Genomic DNA, 20,864 nt, shown 5'->3' with positions numbered 1-20,864 from the left:
AACCGATAATGGATAAGTTGATTTTTTAGGATATGGGCTTTGGGTAATCCCTTTTTTCGTTCGGCATTATGGATTTATTTAACGAACCATAAAAGCACGAAAAACACGAAGTAAGAAGAGAATAAGAAAAGCACAATATCAAGTAAAAACTATTATTTCTTGTAAATCAATCATAGCTTTATCAAGTAATTCTTTTTGTTTTATTTCCCAATTATTAAATCTAATTACAAACCATCCTTCTTTCATCAATTTTCTATCTTGTTGTATATTTTTAGAATATTCTTCTTCATTAGCTAACCAGATTTTTTGATTATGTTTACGAGTAGCATAGTGACTAATATCGTCAATAAAAATGGCAAATCTTTTATTTTTCCAGAAAGCTACAAAGTCAACCCTATAAACATCGTTAATATTCAGAGATGAGGTAGAATTTAAATATTTTTTTGATTGTGAATGCCACTGTATCCAACTTTGAGGTATGAGTACAGGTATATTTTGATTAGCCATATCAAATTTAGTAGCATAATGGAGAAAAAAATTTGTCTCGTATTCAGTTTGATTCATGTCTCTCAAAGCTCTTCTTAAACTTGTATCTGTTGTCCCTAAATGTAAATTGAAATTTTGTGCTAATTTTTGGTAAGTTAAATCAGGATAAACATTAAAGTCTATAATTCCAATACCATTTTTCCATTCAAATTTTAACTTTTGGCTACCTTTGTCAATTTGAACAGCAAACTCTGGTTTGGGTTTGCCAAATGGTAATCCAACAGGAAATTGTGATAGGAATAAACTATTATTAGGAATAATAGGCTGATAAATTACTCTATTTCCGTCAAATTTCAAACCAATGTCTGATAATGTTTTACGAAAATTATTTTTTGTATCATCAGAGAAATGAATAGAAAACAATATTGTTTCTATAACTTGATTCAATTTGGGTATTATTACTGGACTTTCCCAATCTACTGATTTATAATATTGATTTATTAAATCACGCTTATACTCAAAATTTATTGATTCATCTCTGGTAAAGCCTCCACCGGAAAAAATAGTGTCTATTTGCCTCTTACTGAAAAAATCACAGCAAAATTGTTCAAGATAAATTTTTAAACTTATTAAAATTGGATTTGACATAGTGATTATTTAAATTTGCAAAAACATTATTAATTTAAAATATTACTATATTTATACGTTCTTACTTTTGTACTTGTCTTCGACTCAAAACGAGAGGTGGTACTGCAATGGATACCTTAGATAATTATCGCCAAATCATTCAAAAAATATTAAACGAATACGCCCAACTCCCCTACGCTTACGGAGAACTAGAAAGACAACTAATTATAGACCAAACCGCCAACCATTACCTAAGCTGAAAATACTTTAATTTGCATCCTCAAAAAAATAAATCTCTTGTGGGGTGGGCATCTTGCCCGCCCTAGCTGTGCAAATTAAATGCACGACAGCTTACTACTAACACTAGGCTGGGAAAATAATCAACGGGTGCATGGTTGTTTAGTCCATATTGACATTATCAATGATAAAATCTGGATTCAAAGAGACGGTACAGAATACGGTATTGCCAACGAACTTGTTAACGCTGGTATTCCTAAAAATCAAATTGTTCTCGCCTTCCAACCAGTCGATATCAGACAGTATACTGAATTTGCCGTTACTTAATTAAGCCTAAATTTTATGGGCTTGGATAATTTGCTTTAATTCAGGTTTAATTTAGATATTCATGATTTATTTTTCATTAACAGTATTTTATGACTCTGCTCATTAAAAGCTGTTGCTAAATTTGGAATAGTCATTGTCATAACTTCAAACTTTCAAATTGATATACTAAAAATATTCTTAGATAAAAATCTCATGTTAACCGTAACAATTGATGAAATCCAGCGAAATCTAACTAGTTATCTTCAACAAGTAGCAGCAGGGGAAAGTATTATTATCATGCAAGCAGGTAAACCTATTGCAGAAATTAAACCAGTTTCAGCTACTTCTCAACAAATTAGACCTTATGGCTTATGTGCTGGAGAGTTTATTGTTCCAGATGATTTTGATAGTCCTTTACCTGAAGAGATTTTGAATAGTTTTGAGGGTAAATGAAACTATTATTAGATACCCATATTTTTTTATGGTTTATTAGTGGCGATCAAAAATTACCAATTCATTTACAAAATAGTATTCGTGATTTAAATAACGACGTATATTTAAGTTGCGTTTCAGTTTGGGAAGCAACCGTTAAATATCAATTAGGTAAATTACCATTACCAGAATCACCTGAAATCTACCTTATCAAACAGCGTCAGCAGCATCTAATCAGTAGTGTCAACCTAGATGAAAAAAGTGTTGCTCAACTCTTGAATTTACCATTATTACATCGCGATCTTTTTGATAGAATGCTGATTTGTCAAGCTTTAGAACATAATTTAACACTTGTAACTGTAGATCCAGCAATTCGTTCTTACTCGGTTAGTATTTTATGTTAGGGCAATAATTGCTCAAAATCTGGTACAAAATAGTTTTACCAGTTTAAAAGCGTATAAATATAGGCTTTTTTCAACATTAAATAATCAGCACTCACTCAGAACGATGCCTGCGGCGGGCTACACCTACGCAAAACTACACGCACTCAGGGGCAATTCATGAATTGCCCCTACCTGAAAATAAGGGTTTCCGCTATTGTTTACCTAAATCCTGTTCGCTTTTTGCTGTCCGGCTAAAGACTCGATAGTATAGCGAAGTACTAGCTTCCTTCAAGGGAAACAGCAGATAGGTGAGAGGATTTATTGCCACAATAATATTTCGGAAGTCTCGCCGTGCCAAAAATAAAATAGCACGAGCAACTTGCTGTGCAGACATCACTCCATAAGGATTCAGTTGACTCTTAAATGGGCCAAGAATTAACTTGCGAATTACACAATCTCCGTCCAAACGCTTGAGGGTAACTATATCACCTAGCGATCGCTTGCTGAGTTCATAAAGTGGACTCAGCGCTGGAGAAATCTCAGCTTCAGAAGTGTTTACCCAAATTTCCTTCGTTGCTTTTGCCTGTGGCCCTGTTACAGTTGTCACAAATATATCCATCAGCCGTAATGCTGAAAAGGTGTTCACCTCATAAGAGGAATTGATAGCCTCTGGTGTGCGGCTGGCGTAGACATTTATTCCGTGGTTGATAATTAAAATATCTACTTTCTCTAAACTATCCCTTAGTTCGGCTTCATCACCCAACTGCCAGGGAACCACTTTCACCCCAACTTGCTCTACTAATTTTTCTGGATTAGTGGTTAATGCCACGACTTTAGCATTATTCTTTACAAGTTCAGCCGCCAACGCTTGCCCTAACGCTCCTGATGCTCCGGTTAAAGCGATGGTTTTCCCCTTGAGAGATAGTCCTGTACCAATAATTTTATCCACCAGGGGAAAGACACCACTGTAATAAGCATTGACATCATCAAAATGATGCCGCCAATGATAAGAGCGATTCACCCACCAAATAGATGGAATTGTCTCTAAAGGGCCGGGGAGGTGGTTGAAATCTGTATCAATTTTTCCCTGGAAATATCGCACAGACGCGCCATATAAGAAGGTGGAACCATAAACTACTCCCAGCCATAACCCCATCTGTTGGAATATTAAGGCAATGACTACCAATATCACCAGCAGTAGACTGGACTCTAAAATATCGTGATAAAGTTGGGATTCTTGGTAAATTTTCAGGGAAACTATCGATAAATCGCGGCGATAGGCTGCATGGTGCTTGTTGTGCCATTTAGCAAGCCAGTTGACTTGGTGACACAAAGCATGGTATGTGTCTCTCAAGACCTCAGCAAGCAAAAGTGAAAAAAGTCCCCAGCTAACAAACTGCAAGCTGGTATTTAACCAAACCCAATTAGTTTGTAATGCTGCTTCAATTCCCATCAAGTTTTCAGCTAATATTTTTATCATGTTTGTCTATACTCGTTTTTCTCAATCATTTTTCATGATCTAATAAAGGTGCGTTAAGGTCGAGTCTAGAGCATCATATAGCCAGGTTCAATGTAGGTAAAGTGTTTGCTCAATTTATGATGTGCTTTTAGTCAGGCATGAAACGTAATTGATACGGATAAATGAAGCTTTACATAAAATTGCATATTCCGCATGAAAAATTGTACAGGGCAGAATGGTCATAGCTACAATCTTAAAACTAGAAATTATTGGTATTTGAACAGCATGACAGATATAAAAGATTTATCAGAAATAATTGCCAGTAAAGGTGACGATCCACTCATTATGTCAACTGAAAACTTGCAGTCAGAAGAAGACATAGAACTTGAGCGAAAACTACGAGAACTCAAGTTTAAACATGAATTAAGAAAAGATTGGATTTTATTTATTGTCAGGGATGTAGTAATTTTTCCCGCAGCCATCCTTTTTATTTTTGCTGTCAGTGGTTATTCCCTATTTCTTCATATTCATGGGTAAGTTATCTGATTAAAATTTTTAATAAACCGCAGAGACGCAGAGTACGCAGAGAAAGGAGAGATTATAAAGTTCATAAAAATTTAGAATTGTGGAAAATTATTCTCTGTACCTCTGTGGTTATTTAATAAATCCTAGAAATTATCTATATCAGTGCAATTGCGTAACTAATTTTACAGACGACGAAGCCAAGTTACTACAAGTAGACTCATCTTTATATCCACATAAATATTGCTGGATATCAAGTAAGTATCTAATGGAAATAATCTAAAAATATGGGGCTTTTAATATTTTCTGTTGCTTTGGTTGCCATTGTTGCTGCAATTATCATTAATAGCTACAACGATTTAGTCAAATATCGCAATCGGTACAAAAATGCTTATTCTCAAATCGATGTTCAATTGCAGCGCCGCTATGATTTAATTCCCAACTTGGTGGAAACTGCGAAAGGTTATATGAAACATGAACGAGAAACCTTAGAAGCAGTTATTGCCGCCCGGAATTCTGCAATTAATGCTAGCAGTCGTGCCGCACAAAATCCCGGCGATCCCCAATCGATGCAACAGTTGGGTAATGCTGAAGGGGCGCTGACGGGTGCGTTAAGTCGCTTGATGGTACTTTCAGAATCTTATCCTGAATTGAAAGCCGATCGCAGCATGACTCAGGTTATGGAAGAATTATCTTCCACTGAAAACCGGATTGCTTTTGCACGTCAGGCTTTTAATGACGCTGTAACACTTTACAACACCAAGAGCGAATCTTTCCCCAGCAACCTTGTGGCAAATACTTTTAACTTTACTGTTGCAGAATTACTTGCCGAAGCTACTCCAGAAATGAGAAATGCTCCACGTGTGTCTTTTTAGGTGTCTATGAATTTCTTTGAACATCAGGATCGGGCACGCCAAAACACGCAACAATTAATTGGATTATTTTCCCTGTCGATCGCAGTTATGATTATTGCGATTTACATTGCTGCTTTATTTCTATTCCGCATGGCTCCTCGTGTTTGGTGGCATCCAGGGTTATTTATCTCCGTAGCTGGGATTACAATAATTGCGATCGCAGTTGGAAGTTTATATAAGATTGCCTGTCTCCGTGAGGGCGGAAGCGTAATTGCCCAAGAGTTGGGGGGAAGACTCCTAATCCCAGAAATGGCAGATGAACAAGGGCAACAACTATTAAATATTGTCGAGGAAATGGCGATCGCTTCTGGCATTTCTGTCCCACAAGTTTATCTCCTTGAAAGAGAAACCAGCATTAATGCCTTTGCTGCCGGATTTACCCCCAATGATGCTGTAATTGGAGTTACCCGTGGAACTTTGCAACACTTGAGCCGGGATGAGCTACAAGGAGTCATTGGCCACGAATTCAGTCATATTCTCAATGGAGATATGCGGCTAAATTTGCGTTTGGTGGGACTATTACACGGGATTTTGTTCATTTACTTAACCGGGGAGTTGTTGTGGCGCATTCGCGGTACTTACCGCGAAGACAAGGGTTTACCCCTGTGGGCTTTTGGTTTAGCACTGATGGCAATTGGCGGCATCGGATTACTCTGCGGGCGACTGATTAAAGCCGCCGTCTCTCGTCAACGGGAATTTCTCGCCGATGCTTCGGCTGTACAGTTCACTCGCAACCCAAACGGACTTAACGGAGTCTTCCAAAAACTCCAACAGATGGATTCACGGTTGATTTCGCCCGCAGCAGAAGGCGCTAGCCACATGTTTTTTGGCAATGCCCTCAACCCCTCTTTCTGGGAAAATATGTTTTCTACCCACCCGCCCCTAGCAGAACGTATCCGCCGCGTTGGGGGTTTGAACGTCAGCAATTTGGCAGCAATGCCATCTCGCAATCAAATGCGTTCCCCCTCCCAGGAATCCCTAACAATGGGCTTTGCTGGTGGTTCTAGCGCCACGCCAGAACAGTTTATAAACCAGGTGGGAAGCGTTACCCCAGAGCATTTTGCTCATGCTCAAGGGCTGTTATCGCAGTTACCAGAATCTCTACGCTTAGGTGTGCGAGAACAGCAAAGTGCAATGGCGATCGCTTTTGCCCTAGCATTAGATACTGAAAATATCGAGATTAAAGAACGTCAAATTGCTTGGTTACGGGAGGTTCAGCCTACTGAGTTGGTAGATAAAACCTTGGAATTAAGTAGCGAAATTAGCCAGTTAGATCCTAAAATTCGCTTGCCACTTGTAGATTTGACAGTACCCATATTGCGCCAAAATTCTGCCAAAGAATGCCAAAGGCTCTGCAAATGCGTCCACGGTTTAGTTGTAGCCACCGGAAGTTTATCACTGTGGCATTTTGTGTTGCAGTTAATACTTTGGCATCGTCTCCAACCTAGTATAAATCCTACGTCTACTACAACGGTAGAATTCACCTCCATAGAACAAATTTGGCCAGATTGTCTATTAGTACTATCTGTAATTGCCCGCGTTGGACACTCTCAGCCCGATGGCTACACCGATGACATTGCCTATGCTTTTCGTTCTGGAGTTTTTCGACTTCCTAAAGCCGGAGAGCAAGAAAAACCAGAAATACCACTTACCTGTAATTTCACTGAACTGAAGAAGAGTATTGAACGCCTTCGTCTTGCCAGTTCTAAACTCAAGCAAGCTATTGTAGATGCCTGCGCTCATACAGTACTATTAGATAACAAAGTTACACAATCAGAAGCCGATTTGCTCAGAGCGATCGCTATGACGCTAGACTGTCCCATCCCCCCATTTTTAAATCCTCAGCGTAGCGTTTCAAAACAGAAACAATCTTCTCCAAAGAGAAGTTAATGTAAAAAGTGGGATGCAATATAAACAATGACTTAATCACTCAATAGCAATTTTATTTGATTTATTAAGAGTTGCAACCCAAAGAGATCCCCGACTTATTAAAGAAGTCGGGGATCTTGTTTCTGCCCGTTTGATTCAGGATTGCTATACAGCAGATTGCAACAGGCGTGAGGTACAGATCATCGTAGGGGCACAACATGTTGTGCCCCTACCCGTGTACTTCATTTACCTGCAATATGCTGTAACTATCTAAATATTAATGATAGTGCTTTTCTGCTGCTAATGTTTCCAAACATAATTTTTCAAAGTATCATATTGTACAAAAAATCTTGGCATTGCCTAGAAATATTAACTTGCTTAAACAAGTTTAGACAAAATGCCAACATTCCAGAAATTTGATTGCTATATTAGATTAAATAACTATTCTGGCAAGGATTAAAAAGCTGTGCGGGATGATTTACAGGGCTTGGAAATTAGTCAGCATGAACTGCAAAAGCTGACTAATTTACCTGTCAATGTTCGACTTTTAATCATTACAAATACTCTCCAAAAGTTAGCAAAAATATATATCCAAAAAATTAAAAGCTCAGAAGGAGCAACTGTAATTTTTATCGGATTTTCTACATTTGTTTTTGGCTATCTTTTGTTTGATATAATTCTCAAAATATTTGTATCATGGATGACAGTTCCATCCTGGATAGTATTAATTATTTTAGGTCTTTGGGTTGGCGGTTTTACACAAAGCATCTTATATTTAGTATGGAGAAATAAAAGTAAAACTGTCAAAATCAACATGACAAATTCTCTGCAAATTTTATTAGCCGATGTTGAAAGATATAATACTGTTATTAGAGCAATAGATATTAACGATCAAATAGAAGAAGCTGGTAATCCAGAAGTGCTTATAAAGGAAAGGGAGAGTGTTATAGAAGCGCTTAAGCTCACCAAAGCTGATTTAGTTCGCGCTTTGAAGACAGAAAGGATTTTGAGAGAAAATAAGAGCTTTATTCTTAGTAATACAGAACTATTTATCAACAATTTGGCAACTTTAACAGCCATGCAAGTAAATGAACAGGCTACTGAACATGGAAGGTTACTCAATGAAGCATTACAGATTGCATTAGATGTGCAACATGAAATGAAAAGATTAGAGACTCAGCGTTAAAATAATTCGTAATTCGTAATAGAGCCTCCGGCACGCTCCGCGTTAAGCGTTCGCGGAGCGTCTCGTAGAGAAGCTATGCCGCAGCCGCAGGCTTTGCGTAATTCGTAATTAAAAGATAGGTCAGATTAACAGACTTCTTCTCTTCAGATAGCCCCGTTATGGATGGGGATTTAGAGCTTAACCATAACGTAATGATGAATTGTCGATGGCTTTTTCCATAATCTTTCCCACGGTTGCGATCCTCGGTCTAACATAAAGAATATCAAGAAAGCGATCGCTTATCAGCATGGACTGGAAAGAAATCAGAGGTAACTGGGTAATCATTCCCCGAAATCCTATAGGTATCATCCATTTTTTAGGAGGTGCATTTGTTGCCACTGCACCGCACATCACTTATCGTTGGTTACTCGAACAACTAGCAAGTAAAGGCTATGTTGTAATTGCTACGCCTTTCGTCAATACACTGGATCATACTGCGATCGCTAAATCTGTGCTGTTAAATTTTGACCGCACCCTCGAACGCCTACATGATTCTGGGGCATTACGCAAGCTTTACTTCCCCATCTACGGGCTTGGGCACAGTATGGGCTGTAAACTTCACTTGCTGATTGGTAGCCTTTTTAAGGTAGAACGTGCAGGCAATATTTTAATATCCTTCAACAACTACGCCGCCAAAGAAGCTATCCCCCTAGTAGAACAGTTCAATTCTACTTTGAAAATCGAGTTTACACCCTCACCCGTAGAAACAAACAAGCTTGTCCAAGAGCGTTACAATATCCGGCGCAATTTATTAATAAAATTTAGTAATGACACCATCGATCAATCAGCAGCTTTAACCAAAATATTACAAGAACGTTTTGATGATATGGTGACAGCGCAAACCTTACCAGGAACTCACACAACACCTTTAGGTCAAGATATTAAATGGCAAACTGGAACATCTTTCACTCCCTTTGATGCATTAGGGCAATGGTTTAAGCAAGAAGCATACCGCGACTTAAACCAGTTAAAAAGTTCCATTCTCTTGTGGGTGAATCCTCTTTCGCCCCCATAATATTTTATGACTTATTAACGTCATAAAATCGACGAAAAAATGGAAATGATTTAGTAATTATCTCTGTATATAGAGACTTCCAATAAAAAATACTCAACTACTTCTTGTAGGGTGGGCGAGACACCCAACCTTAGCCTAAGTTTCTCATGTTAATCACCCTAAAAGTTTGGATCACTTATTTGTTGGAAATGCCATAGACTATTAACTCATTAACCTACAACATATTTTTATTTTCTATTTTAGAACAAATTATTAATGAGTGTTTAATGCAAATTTCTATGTTTCAAATACTAATTATTGATGATGATTATTCTATAAAGATCCTCTTGAAAAGGATGTTAGAAAAACAGGGTTATGAAGTAGTTACAGCTAGTAGTGGCGAAGAAGGAATAGAAAAAGCGATAGCTTGCCGTCCAGCATTAATTATTTGTGATTGGATCATGCCAGGTTTGACTGGTTTAGAAGTCTGTCAACGAATTAAGGCAGATCCAAAATTTTTTACTACATTTTTTATTTTATTAACATCTTTAGATTCTGTTGCCGATTGCGTCAAAGGTCTAGATGCTGGTGCTGATGACTTTATCTCCAAACCGATCGAGCATAATGAATTACAGGCACGGGTAAGAGCAGGATTACGCCTACATCAGTTAAGTAGAGATTTGCAGGCTCAAAAGTTGCTTTTAGAATCAGAAATGTCAGAAGCAGCAGAATATGTGCGATCGCTCCTGCCTTTTCCTATGACTGAACCCTTTAATATAAATTTCCGATTTATTCCCTCCCGACAACTTGGTGGTGACTGTTTCGATTACTATTGGCTTGATGACGATTGTCTGGCAATTTACTTACTCGATACCGCCGGACATGGACTCAAAGCGACTCTTCCCTCTATTTCAGTGCTGAATCTACTGCGTTCCCGTGCGCTCAAAAGCCTGAATTACTATCAACCTAGTGATGTATTAAAGGCTTTGAATGATACTTTTCAGATGAATTATCAAAATGACAAATACTTTACGATTTGGTACGGAGTTTACAATCGAATCAACCGCCAGTTAGTTTATGCTAGCGCAGGTCATCCACCAGCAGTTTTAATAACCGGCGCATCTCCCAGAAAATCGGAAATCAAACTCTTGAAAACCCCAGGGATGCCAGTTGGGATGTTTCCAGAAGCTAAATATATTGATGAATTTTGCAACATTGAACAATTTAGCAGCCTTTACATTTTTAGTGATGGCGCTTATGAAATCACTAAATCAGATGGCATTCTTTGGAGTTTGGATGCTTTTATTCAGTTACTAGTTAGCTTACAACATCCTGTTGATTGCCAACTCGATCGTGTACTGAGTTATTTGATCGCTCTAAACTCCAAAGATGCTTTTGATGATGATTTATCTATTTTAGAACTTAAGTTTGATTAATTAAGTATTGGATACTAAAATCTGATTAAATTCGTCTTGACTAGGAAATATTTCAAATACTTTATCCATATTAGTCAGTTCAAATAATATTCTGACTTGCTCATTAATTGAGCAGAGAACGAGTTTAGTATCTGCTGCCCGCAAGGTTTTGAAAGCTAATACTAAAGCTCCCAAACCTGAACTATCCATAAATGTTACATCTTTAAAATCAACTAACACGATTTTTGCACCAATTTCTAAAATTTCAGTGATGTTTTGCCGAAATTCTTGTGAAGTTGTAGCGTTTAAATTACCCTTGAGTTTAATAACTTTTACTTGTTCTCTCATAATTATTTCACACTGAATTTTGTAAATGATAGTCTGATTTCGCTATTATATACCCATCATAGAACATTTAAAAATGCTTGCAAAATAAAATATGAGATTTAATACTTAGTAGGTATTGATAATGAATTTGAACAAATAAATAGTAATTGTAAATACTTTTATCTAAATATATTTTTATCACTAGAAAAAGGGCAATTGTAAATCAATAAGTCAGTCAAGATGAAAAAAATATGTATATTTAGATTTGTAAAAAGGTTATAATAAATGACTATTAAGTTGCTACATAATTTGAGTCTTGTTACATAGGTTGATTTTTTAAAGCCGATTTACCTACATCTCATTAATTTAGAGCCATTGATTTAGGGATATAGCGGTTCCCATTCAGATCCAGTACAACATTAATCGCAAAGTGCAAGGGCACAAGGGCACGACACTGCCCATTGGTGTCAACTTAAGCTCAAAGCTTTGTCCCAAAGCCGTTTTACCCCCCCCCTTAATCCCACCGATGTATTGGGGGGAAACAGGAAATCCGGTTCCCTCCCCTTTATAAGGGGAGGGTTAGGGTGGGGTAACGCGGATCGTAATCAGTAGTAAGTGAACTCAACATCCAGTTTTTGCAAGAGTTTCACGTTAAGTTGACACCAATGAACACTGCCGTGCCCCTACTGGTGTATCTCACTCAACCGAGAACCGCTATATACTGATCTACAATCTGAAGTTACTGTTTTTCAGATTATTTCCCAAATATTTTTTATTAATGTCCAATTACTTACATAATTGAAAGAATTTACCTCTGGACTAACGCTATCTGAGAACGTTCTCTCAGGCGATCGCCTCTGCTACTTTAGTATTCCCAATATTTATCATTTCTCAACAGACAGCACAAAAAGTAAAGAGTTATAAATTTATATACAGACGCGATTAATCGCGTCTCTACTCCTAACTCCTTCAAATAGGACTCACTTTTGCTCTGTAAAGTAGCTTCTCACCTTGAAGATAGCCAGTGTAGCGTACCTTGACTGTTTCTCCAGATTGTGAAGTTCCCTCCATCAACTGGTGTAATTGCGGATTATAAGGTAATTCTGCTCCCACAGGTGCGATCGCTTCTACTCCCCACGCCTGTAAAAGTTTTTCTAGGGGTTTCTGCACCAACGGGACTATTTTCACTGCTGCTAGCTGTGGATTCTCCTGGGCTTTTTGTGCTGCTGTTGGCCATTGCAACAACAAAGACTCCAGCAATTGTAAAGTTGACTGCTGGAATTCTTCTACTAATATCTCTCGCTGCTGCTCTACTTGAAGTTGCGATCGCTGGTATTCTGTTTTTAAATCTGCAATTTCTTGCAATAATTCCTGAATTGAGGCTGTTTTATTCTGTAACAACTCTGCGGTTGAAAAAGTTACAACTAATTCACTCAATGGCATCTGTAGTACTAAGGAAAGCTTAAGCAGTACTTCTACCCGCATCTGTTCTAGCTTTCCTTGTCGTAACCGCAAAAGTTGATACTCTGAGACAGCAGCAGCACCACTGAGCGCTTTAAAACTAGAAATACCTACCCGTTGCATTAAACCTTGCAACTTTTGGGTGAAATCAATATTGAGCATTTGGTACTAGGGCGTATTTTCAAACTCGTTGTATCTTAAAAAATAGGCGATCGCAGGTACAGTGTGTTGATGAAAAGTCATTTAGTCTATTTCTGACTTAGGAATAAGAATTAAATAACATACAGGTTTGTGTCCCTCGCTTACCTCACCCTCAATCCCTCTCCTTATAAAGGAGAGGGATCGTGAGACAGGATGAAGTTTTGCATTTTGTTTAATCCACGTTCCTTAGTTATGATATCCGCAGACTTTAGTCTGATGGAATTAGCAGAGAACATCGACGCTGTAATGCTTGCTTGAGTAAAGCTTGATATTCTTCATCCTCAACCCGATAAGCCCCAAACCTCTCCAAATGCGGATTCATCATTTGAGCATCGAAAAATACAAATTTCTTCTGGCGCAACCTTTCCACCAACTTTACCATCGCCACCTTTGAACCTTCGGGAATGCGGTAAAACATCGACTCGCCAATGAAAGCACCGCCAATGACAATGCCTAAAATGCCCCCAGCTAATTCGTCACCTTGCCAAGTTTCAAAACTAAAAGCATAACCACTCTGGTAAAGTAGCCAGTAAATCTTTTGTAATTCTAGTGAAATCCAAGTTGTTTCGCGGTTAGCACAACCAGCCACCACAGCTTGAAAATCCCGATTAATCGCCACACTAAAACGCTCTTGATTCAAGACACGCTGCAAAGACTTGGGGTAGCGAAACCGTTCATCCAAAGGAATAAAAGTCCGATCGCGACTTCCGTACCAATTCAGGCGATCGCGCTCATCAGCCATGAGAAAATAGCCTTGTGCATAACCATCAACAATAGCGGCGACATCATATTGCATAAATAAATAAATATAAAAAAACACTCTTGGAAACGCAATTTGATGCTATCACTCAACCTCAGCGTTCCTCTGCGTTTCCCTCCGCGTCCCTTTGCGTTTAAGATAAATAAAGATGACTCAACCAATTCCACCCATCACCTTACCATCACCTGAAAACCCTCTGCTCGAAGGTGAATGGTTACGAGAGCGCTTACAACGGTGGCTAGATACAGAATTTCTCCCCGAAGCAGTCAACCAAAATATTGCCCGACGAGCCGCACAGATTTTTGTGCGTCAACGGATGGAAGGAGAAAACGACCTTGGTTCTCTGGTAATTGCCATTGTTACAGAGATGCAGTCCTATGATTTTTCCAATAGTTTTTACGGAGAGTTTGCGATCGCTAACGCCGTCAGCGATCTACTCTTAGAAAGTCTGGGAATTGATAAGTGTTGTGGTCAATAATTTTTGTCATTTGTCCTTTGTCATTAGTCCTTTGTTATTTACCAATGACTAATGACTAATGACTCTTAACTACCAGCTAGACTTAACAACTCCAGGCAATAGACCTTCATGCGCCCATTCTCGTAGCACGTTCCGAGAGAGTCCAAAATCGCGGTAAACTCCTCTAGAACGACCAGTCAACCAGCAACGATTGCGGTGGCGGGTAGGCGCACTATTCCGGGGTAGCTGTTGAATCTTCCGGTGGATTTCCAACTTATCCAAAGGAGATGCTGCACTTCTGAACTCTTCCAGAAGGGCTTCCCGCTTGTCAGCATACTTTTCTATCAACCTGGTGCGCTTTTTCTCGCGCTCAATCATGCTCTTTTTTGCCATATATTCTCTAACTTATTTAAAGACACCGTTTTCCATTCTACAGTCTCTCCATCAATTCTGGGGTTACTTGTGTCGCTTAACCTACAACCATCGGCTTATTCGCAGTAGGACATAAATCAGCAAGCTCGCAAGCAACACAAACGGGAGAGCGGGCTTTACAAATAGCACGACCGTGATAAATCAATCGAATTGACCAATTTTCCCAATCAGGTTGTGGCAATAAACCCATTAAATCTTGCTCAATCCGAACGGGGTCTGTATGTTCAGTTAAACCCAAACGTTGGCTGAGGCGCTTGACGTGAGTATCTACTGTCACGCCAGCATTAATACCATAAGCATGAGCCAAAACTACATTTGCTGTCTTCCGCGCCACACCAGGAAGCTTTAACAATTGTTCCATTTGGTTGGGCACAACAGAGTCAAATTCAGTCACAATCATCCGACAGGCAGCTTGAATGTTTTTAGCTTTATTGTGATAAAACCCTGTGGAATGCACCAAGCTTTCTAATTCTACCAAGTCAGCGATCGCTAAACTTGCAGCATCAGGAAACCTACTAAATAAAGCTGGTGTCACCTTATTCACCCGCTCATCAGTACACTGAGCCGAGAGAATCGTTGCCACCAACAATTGCACTGGCGTTGAGTAGTTCAAAGAGCAAGTAGCATCTGGATAAAGACGGTTCAAACGAGTTAAAATCTCTAGGGATCGCACTCTTAAAGGTGAAACTTTCTCTTTTCTACTTCCCACTCCCTACTCCCCACTCCCTACTCCCTATTTTCACTGGAATAACTTTTGTACCCATTCCAATTGGCTAGTTAATTGAGTAGTTTCTTTGACGATCAGAAAAATTCCTAACCCTAAGAGTAACACCAAGCCGGTTTGCATTACACCTTCTTGAATCCGAGCCGGAACAGGCTTACCGCGCAAACCTTCAATCAGCAGAAAAGCCAGTTGTCCCCCATCCAAGGCGGGTAAAGGCAAAATATTGATAATAGCCAAGTTAATGCTGATAATAGCGGCAAAAGACAACAAATTTACAGCATTATCTTCAGCTAATTTTGCACCGATTTTGACAATATTAACTGGCCCAGAAACTTGCCCAGCAGTTTGTTGAAAGTTGGTAATCAACTGTCCAAAACCGGCGAGTGTCCCAACAAATAATTGTTGAAACCTGTTCGCAGCAAGACCGAAAATTTCAAAAGGACTATTAGGACGGCGATAAATTGCTGTCGCATTTGGACTAAGTGCCACCCCAACGACACCTTTGCCATCGGCTGCTAGTTTTGGTGTTAATTTTATGGATTGTTGTTGGTTTTCACGCTGAATTTTCAGTTCGATTTGCTGATTGGGATGAGTTTGAATTTCTTTGGTCAGCAAAGGAGTTGACTTATCAGAAGCCGGGAGTTCTTGACCGTTAACAGCCAGAATAATATCTCCTTCCCGAATCCCTGCTTGATAGGCAACTGATTCTTGATTAACAGGCTGGACAATGACACCAGCTTTATAGTTTAATTCCTTGGGAATGCCGACAATACCCAATTGCAGAACCAATACCAAATAGGCAAATATTAAATTTGCAATCACACCGGCACTGATGACAATTGCCCGGTCTAAAACTGGACGGTTACGCAGCAGATTTGGGTCATTGGGTGGAACATCGCTATCGGGGTCATCATCGGGGAAGCCCACAAAGCCACCCAAGGGAAAGGCGCGGATAGCATATTCGGTTTGTGAACCTTGGTACTTTAAAAGAACTGGGCCAAAACCCAAAGAAAAACGGTTAACAAGAATACCTTGAGAACGGGCTGCAACAAAATGTCCCAACTCGTGTACCAAGATTAAAACAGCCAAGACTGCGATCGCTGCTAAAACTGACATAGAGTAAATTAGTGAAAATATTAAGCTATCGTTATCTTCATTCTAATTGGGTAATGGGCATTGGGCATTGGGCATTGGGCATGGGGCATTAGTAAATGACAAATCACAATACTTCACGTCCTAAATAAGGTTGCAGCGCTTCTGGTATCCTCACTGTCCCATCAGGTTGTTGATAATTCTCTAAAATTGCTGCCATCGTCCTTCCCACAGCCAAACCCGAACCATTCAGGGTATGTACGAACTGAGTACCTTTCTTTCCCGCCTCCTTGAAGCGAATATCAGCCCGTCGCGCCTGAAAATCTATAGTGTTAGAACAGCTAGAAATTTCGCGGTATTTGCCAGAAGAGGGCAACCAAACTTCTAAATCATAGGTTTTGGTAGAGGCAAATCCCAAATCCCCGGTACTTAAATTTACGACTCGATAAGGCAACCGCAACGCCTGTAAAATTGCTTCTGCATTCCCCACCAATTTTTCCAATTCATCAAAAGACGTACTAGGTTCGACAAATTTCACCATTTCCACCTTGTTGAACTGATGCAGGCGAATTAATCCCCGCATATCGCGCCCATAACTACCAGCTTCGCGCCGAAAACAGGGAGTAAAAGCGCAGTGGTAAATAGGCAAATCTTCAGCAGCAAGAATTTCACCTCGATAAAGATTTGTAACCGGAACTTCCGCCGTCGGAATCAGCCACAAGTCATCATCAGCACATTTAAAGCTTTCTTCAGCAAACTTGGGTAACTGACCGGTCGCCGTCAAAGACTCGGTATTAACTAACAACGGCGGACTGACTTCCACATATCCAGCTTGAGTATGGAGAGTCAGCATAAATTGAATTAATGCCCTCTCCAATGCTGCACCAGCACCCACCAAAGCCACAAACCGACTTTGAGCTACTTTTACAGCCCGTTCAACATTGAGAATGCCTAGCTTTTCGCCTATTTCCCAATGAGGGAGAATATTCGGATTTTTGGGAATGTACTCATCACCCCAACGGCGAACTTCTACATTATCTTCCTCATTTTTCCCAAGGGGTGTAGAGTCGCTTGGTAAGTTGGGAAGTGCCAACACAAGTTGAGCAATTTGAGCTTTGAGTTCTTTTTCCTGGGGTTCCAGTTCGCTCAACGTAGCTTTGACAGAGTTCCCCTCATCGCGCAAAGCTTGAATTTCTGGGTCTTGAGGATTAATCCCAGATTTAATCTTTTGACCGACAATTTTACCGATTTCGTTGCTTCGAGCTTGGAGTTGACTGCGCGTCCCCTCTAGTTCTCGTTGTTGCCGATCTAACTGTAGAATCGGTTGAATGTCGTATTTACCACTACGACTATTCAATCGTTCTTGAACTAATTGCGGATTTTCCCGTATTTGCTTAATATCCAGCACAAATTTTTCTCAGTTTCTAGCCTAAAATCTTCCTGTCAATACAGTTAACACATTAAGCATTTAGCATATAGTAATTTTGGTTTGCTGGGGCAACATTCTTATCGTCTACTTAAGGTCGGTTAATACGATTGAGTAGCCAAAGTGACGCTATAACCCCTGCAAAATGGGCTGATACAGTGTTGGTATTTGCCTGTACTACAAGCATATCTAGACCGCTAATAATCCGGGTAGGGTCAAAAAATTGCGTAGTTATCGCTTGCGGAGATATGGATCTTGCTACCAGTGTACCAACGATCGCTTGCGCTCCCAAAAGAGTTACCAGTGTTCCCCCTAAATTCACCCACAGCCCTAAGCGTAATACTTGCACTGTCTCGCTTTTGCGAGGGCGGTTAGTGGGATTGGAAGATTCCAATTGCTTGCCAATTCTAGTGTAACGGTAAGCTAAATAAATACCTCCACCCAAAATAACTAGTCCACAAACTGCTAAAAATACGCCAAAGCCAGTCCCTGGATTATTGCTAGAACTACCAGTTCTTTGATTAAAGACGGCGAACAGCAACACAATTATGCTAGAAACAACGCCTAGTACTAGCTGAATCCAGAAGCTAATCCAACCTGTAAGGCGAAAGGTTTGGGCAATTGCCCGCAAAGAAGATGAAGATGATGGAGCATCGGGAGTCTGTGACATACTAATCACCAATGTGCTGGGCGCTTTCAAAAGACACAAAGACAAGAGAAATCGCCTCACCAAAGACTTGTGTGTACACCGTAGCCCCTTTTAGTGAAAGAGGGGCTGGGGAGTTAGATTTTTGATTAGTGAACCGATACCCTAGTCTTTGCGTCTTCTTTGATAAATTTACTATCACATTTACCAAATTCCACAAGAGATTATCTTGTCCGGCTAATCAGTAATACTTATTACTTAAGTGTATCCACTGTCGTAGCAGCTTTAAACTAGACATATCCCTTAGCTTAAGTTTTTATAATTTGCATTGGGAAAATCACTGTAAAACAAAGTGTTTATTAATTTTTACAGACAAAATTGCGTTTTACCTGTAAAATTTCTTCGGTGGCATTTTATTGCTTAAGCAATTCTAACTAGCTTGGCATCACTTAATACCAAGATAGTGACTTTGCCAATCTCTGTTCGCTCCTCACCACAACCTAACTAGCTAGGTTAAGGGTATATTTTTTGTGCCCTTAAAACTTGCAAACTCGTTTCACAAGTTCACAGGCGTGGGTAATCATTTGGTATTTACGCTTTGGAAATTTAGTCTAAGTAGCATTATATGTATTACTCACTTGGCAGTAGCACTGTATACTGACTACAAGGATTGTAGACCTTACCATAAGGCATTTTTTTAGCCATTCACTAACCATGAAACTTGAGGATATACATCAATTCTTTGAAAATCCTCCGCCAACTTACCTTTGTCAGGAAGTAGCAGTTTGCTACATACTTTCTGTTTTATTACAAGGTGAATCCTACGGAACCGAGTTGATTGAGCAATTAGAAACTGAATATCCAACCTATAGACTTTCAGATACCGTACTTTATAGTGCAATCAAATTTCTGGAAGACCAAAAGGCAATGACTGGATATTGGAAGAAACTGGAAGGACGAGGAAGGCCTAGGCGGATGTACCAAGTTTCTCCAGAATGGCAAGTTCAAGCACAAGATTTAGCTTTTAAATGGCTTAACTACATCAACAGGAGGGCAAAGTAACGAATAATTGATAATGAATAAGTCTCCTCCAGTCAAAGACTAACAATCAGTTATGGACACTGCTATTATGCCATCTACGTTCCTGCTAACCTTGTTGTTATCGGTTGGACTGTTTTTCTTTATTCGTGCCTCGACTAAAGACCGCATACAAACAGTGCAACTGTTATCTGAGCAAGACGAAGCTGCTTTAATGTCTCAATTAAAAGAGTATTTTCGCTCCCGGTCTTATCGAGTGGCAGAGGTAGACCGAGAACAAAACAAAGTGACTTTTGAAGGGAATGTTCGCCCCAGTTGGTTCTTAGCTATATTTTTAACTCTGCTGGCAGCGACTGGGATTGTTTGTCTATCACTAGTCGTATACCTACTTTTTCCTAACCTCAGTACCCCTATTCTGGCTATGGTACTGCTGTCGCCTTTAAGTGGTTTATTCTATTGGAAAAAATCTGGAAGACTTGAGAAGGTATCGCTCAAAGTAGAAACAACTCAGAGCAAACAAACCTCCTCAAGCAAAATCACTGTAGTTGGCCATCGAGATGAACTCAGTGAGTTACAGAGGACTCTACAGATCGAGGCTAGTGAATAATTGTTGGTTTTTAAACTATGATATGCGGACTTTTGACCCGATCTAATCTTTAGGCGATGAAAAGTAGTAAGGAGGAAATCAAGACTCCAGCTTTGTCAATTTTCCCCACAACCTGTGTCGTGGGGAAAAATTTAAATTAATTAACTTAAATTAGTTGACAGAGCTTGGTTGACAGTTTTCCCTATGAGAGCGGAATTTCACTAGCACTTTTGGAGGCGCTTGGCTCTATACTCGCTCCCTTCTATATCATGATACTAGTATCAACCCATGCAACATAGCGTGGTTTGAGACAAGTTTACTTTTCAACTACCTGGATTAGCTTTACTGACAAATCAGCTCCAAACTAAAAAAAAATTAAATTTTGCATAAACTTAGCAATTTTGCCAGTTAATGATAGTCAGGAGCCACATTCAATGCGTAAGATGACCATCTATATGGTTCACCGACTAACTAAAGCAAGAGGTTCTTGAACAGGCGAAGGTTCTAACACCCTCAAGCTAGGAAACAAGAAGTGATTTTCCTCTACGTATTGAGCACCAAACAGTCCCTTTTCTGCCCAGAAATAACGATCTGTGGTGTGTTCATTTCGCTTTACGAGTAGCAATGCTGGTGGCAAAATACCTTCAGCTTGAATGAATCTTCTCGCTGCGGTCACAGGTTTTTCTTCGCCACTCTCGATGCTATATTGAGGCACGTGTTCCAGAATCCTCCGTCCTTCTTGACGACGGCGACTTTTCCTTTTGCGTCTCCTTGCCAATTTATTGTCCTCCTCTTTCAAGCTATAGATTGTAGTTTTAGCTACAAAATCCGTCGTCATTATATAA

22 protein-coding genes and 1 pseudogene are annotated in these 20,864 nt (G+C 39.6%); 12 read left to right on the top strand and 11 right to left on the bottom strand.

The window, feature by feature from the left end; translation table 11 throughout:
* Nucleotides 1–138: 138 nt before the first annotated feature.
* A complete protein-coding gene (locus tag V7K98_RS27185) occupies nucleotides 139–1,134 on the bottom strand; it encodes a hypothetical protein (RefSeq protein ID WP_335027643.1) in 996 nt (331 codons plus the stop codon).
* A gap of 107 nt (nucleotides 1,135–1,241) precedes the next feature.
* On the opposite strand from V7K98_RS27185, the pseudogene V7K98_RS27180 reads away from it, so the two are divergent.
* The 3 genes and pseudogenes from V7K98_RS27180 to V7K98_RS27170 all read left to right on the top strand — a co-directional run bounded on the left by V7K98_RS27180 (nucleotide 1,242) and on the right by V7K98_RS27170 (nucleotide 2,492).
* Nucleotides 1,242–1,677: pseudogene (locus tag V7K98_RS27180) on the top strand (XisI protein).
* Between the two features lie 192 nt (nucleotides 1,678–1,869).
* Complete coding sequence (locus V7K98_RS27175) at nucleotides 1,870–2,109, top strand: type II toxin-antitoxin system Phd/YefM family antitoxin (protein ID WP_335027640.1); 240 nt, start codon at nucleotides 1,870–1,872, stop codon at nucleotides 2,107–2,109.
* Nucleotides 2,106–2,492, top strand: coding sequence for a type II toxin-antitoxin system VapC family toxin (locus V7K98_RS27170; RefSeq protein WP_335027638.1), 387 nt, complete (start codon nucleotides 2,106–2,108; stop codon nucleotides 2,490–2,492). The genes V7K98_RS27175 and V7K98_RS27170 overlap by 4 nt, the downstream gene beginning before the upstream one ends.
* 190 nt (nucleotides 2,493–2,682) lie before the next feature.
* Here the strand turns inward: V7K98_RS27170 and V7K98_RS27165 are convergent, their stop codons facing one another.
* Complete coding sequence (locus V7K98_RS27165) at nucleotides 2,683–3,951, bottom strand: bifunctional sterol desaturase/short chain dehydrogenase (RefSeq protein WP_335027636.1); 1,269 nt, start codon at nucleotides 3,949–3,951, stop codon at nucleotides 2,683–2,685.
* A gap of 264 nt (nucleotides 3,952–4,215) precedes the next feature.
* Between V7K98_RS27165 and V7K98_RS27160 the strand changes: the two genes are divergently transcribed.
* From V7K98_RS27160 to V7K98_RS27135, 6 genes are all read left to right on the top strand, one after another.
* The gene (locus V7K98_RS27160; RefSeq protein WP_335027634.1) at nucleotides 4,216–4,467 is read left to right on the top strand and encodes a hypothetical protein; all 252 of its coding nucleotides are present in this window, start codon (nucleotides 4,216–4,218) and stop codon (nucleotides 4,465–4,467) included.
* Between the two features lie 272 nt (nucleotides 4,468–4,739).
* Nucleotides 4,740–5,327: a LemA family protein gene (locus V7K98_RS27155; RefSeq protein ID WP_335027632.1), complete on the top strand. Its 588-nt coding sequence runs from the start codon at nucleotides 4,740–4,742 to the stop codon at nucleotides 5,325–5,327.
* 6 nt (nucleotides 5,328–5,333) lie between these two features.
* On the top strand, nucleotides 5,334–7,256 hold the full coding sequence (locus V7K98_RS27150; protein ID WP_335027630.1) for a M48 family metallopeptidase: 1,923 nt from the start codon (nucleotides 5,334–5,336) through the stop codon (nucleotides 7,254–7,256).
* A 445-nt stretch (nucleotides 7,257–7,701) separates the two neighbouring features.
* On the top strand, nucleotides 7,702–8,421 hold the full coding sequence (locus V7K98_RS27145) for a hypothetical protein (RefSeq protein WP_335027628.1): 720 nt from the start codon (nucleotides 7,702–7,704) through the stop codon (nucleotides 8,419–8,421).
* A 286-nt stretch (nucleotides 8,422–8,707) separates the two neighbouring features.
* Entirely contained in the window at nucleotides 8,708–9,475 is a 768-nt protein-coding gene (locus V7K98_RS27140) for a DUF1350 family protein (RefSeq protein WP_335027626.1), read from the top strand.
* A gap of 278 nt (nucleotides 9,476–9,753) precedes the next feature.
* Entirely contained in the window at nucleotides 9,754–10,890 is a 1,137-nt protein-coding gene (locus V7K98_RS27135) for a SpoIIE family protein phosphatase (protein ID WP_335027624.1), read from the top strand.
* Here V7K98_RS27135 and V7K98_RS27130 read toward each other — a convergent pair whose 3' ends face one another.
* From V7K98_RS27130 to aat, 3 genes are all read right to left on the bottom strand, one after another.
* Nucleotides 10,891–11,220 (bottom strand): STAS domain-containing protein, encoded by a 330-nt coding sequence (locus V7K98_RS27130; RefSeq protein WP_442940450.1) that lies wholly within the window; start codon nucleotides 11,218–11,220, stop codon nucleotides 10,891–10,893.
* A gap of 945 nt (nucleotides 11,221–12,165) precedes the next feature.
* Nucleotides 12,166–12,819 (bottom strand): nucleotide exchange factor GrpE, encoded by a 654-nt coding sequence (grpE, locus tag V7K98_RS27125; RefSeq protein WP_335027622.1) that lies wholly within the window; start codon nucleotides 12,817–12,819, stop codon nucleotides 12,166–12,168.
* A gap of 247 nt (nucleotides 12,820–13,066) precedes the next feature.
* The gene (aat, locus tag V7K98_RS27120) at nucleotides 13,067–13,654 is read right to left on the bottom strand and encodes a leucyl/phenylalanyl-tRNA--protein transferase (RefSeq protein WP_335027620.1); all 588 of its coding nucleotides are present in this window, start codon (nucleotides 13,652–13,654) and stop codon (nucleotides 13,067–13,069) included.
* A 112-nt stretch (nucleotides 13,655–13,766) separates the two neighbouring features.
* Here aat and V7K98_RS27115 point away from each other — a divergent pair, with 112 nt between their 5' ends.
* Nucleotides 13,767–14,096, top strand: coding sequence for a hypothetical protein (locus tag V7K98_RS27115; protein WP_335027618.1), 330 nt, complete (start codon nucleotides 13,767–13,769; stop codon nucleotides 14,094–14,096).
* A 69-nt stretch (nucleotides 14,097–14,165) separates the two neighbouring features.
* Here V7K98_RS27115 and rpsN read toward each other — a convergent pair whose 3' ends face one another.
* From rpsN to V7K98_RS27090, 5 genes are all read right to left on the bottom strand, one after another.
* Nucleotides 14,166–14,468: a 30S ribosomal protein S14 gene (gene rpsN, locus V7K98_RS27110; RefSeq protein WP_012410383.1), complete on the bottom strand. Its 303-nt coding sequence runs from the start codon at nucleotides 14,466–14,468 to the stop codon at nucleotides 14,166–14,168.
* A 76-nt stretch (nucleotides 14,469–14,544) separates the two neighbouring features.
* A complete protein-coding gene (nth, locus tag V7K98_RS27105) occupies nucleotides 14,545–15,216 on the bottom strand; it encodes an endonuclease III (protein WP_335027616.1) in 672 nt (223 codons plus the stop codon).
* A 30-nt stretch (nucleotides 15,217–15,246) separates the two neighbouring features.
* A complete protein-coding gene (gene rseP, locus V7K98_RS27100) occupies nucleotides 15,247–16,347 on the bottom strand; it encodes an RIP metalloprotease RseP (RefSeq protein WP_335027614.1) in 1,101 nt (366 codons plus the stop codon).
* 103 nt (nucleotides 16,348–16,450) lie between these two features.
* Nucleotides 16,451–17,731, bottom strand: coding sequence for a serine--tRNA ligase (serS, locus tag V7K98_RS27095; protein ID WP_335027612.1), 1,281 nt, complete (start codon nucleotides 17,729–17,731; stop codon nucleotides 16,451–16,453).
* Nucleotides 17,732–17,840: 109 nt separating this feature from the next.
* Nucleotides 17,841–18,419, bottom strand: a complete 579-nt coding sequence (locus V7K98_RS27090) for a DUF3611 family protein (protein WP_335027610.1) — start codon at nucleotides 18,417–18,419, stop codon at nucleotides 17,841–17,843.
* Between the two features lie 690 nt (nucleotides 18,420–19,109).
* On the opposite strand from V7K98_RS27090, the gene V7K98_RS27085 reads away from it, so the two are divergent.
* A complete protein-coding gene (locus V7K98_RS27085; RefSeq protein WP_335027608.1) occupies nucleotides 19,110–19,457 on the top strand; it encodes a PadR family transcriptional regulator in 348 nt (115 codons plus the stop codon).
* Nucleotides 19,458–19,509: 52 nt separating this feature from the next.
* Complete coding sequence (locus tag V7K98_RS27080; protein WP_335027606.1) at nucleotides 19,510–20,040, top strand: cofactor assembly of complex C subunit B; 531 nt, start codon at nucleotides 19,510–19,512, stop codon at nucleotides 20,038–20,040.
* A 439-nt stretch (nucleotides 20,041–20,479) separates the two neighbouring features.
* On the opposite strand, the gene V7K98_RS27075 is transcribed toward V7K98_RS27080, so the two are convergent.
* Nucleotides 20,480–20,797 (bottom strand): DUF3155 domain-containing protein, encoded by a 318-nt coding sequence (locus tag V7K98_RS27075; RefSeq protein WP_335027604.1) that lies wholly within the window; start codon nucleotides 20,795–20,797, stop codon nucleotides 20,480–20,482.
* Nucleotides 20,798–20,864: the final 67 nt, after the last annotated feature.

The organism is Nostoc sp., from assembly GCF_036917435.1.
GTDB lineage: Bacteria > Cyanobacteriota > Cyanobacteriia > Cyanobacteriales > Nostocaceae > Nostoc.
This window is presented reverse-complemented; position numbering and strand designations above follow the sequence as displayed.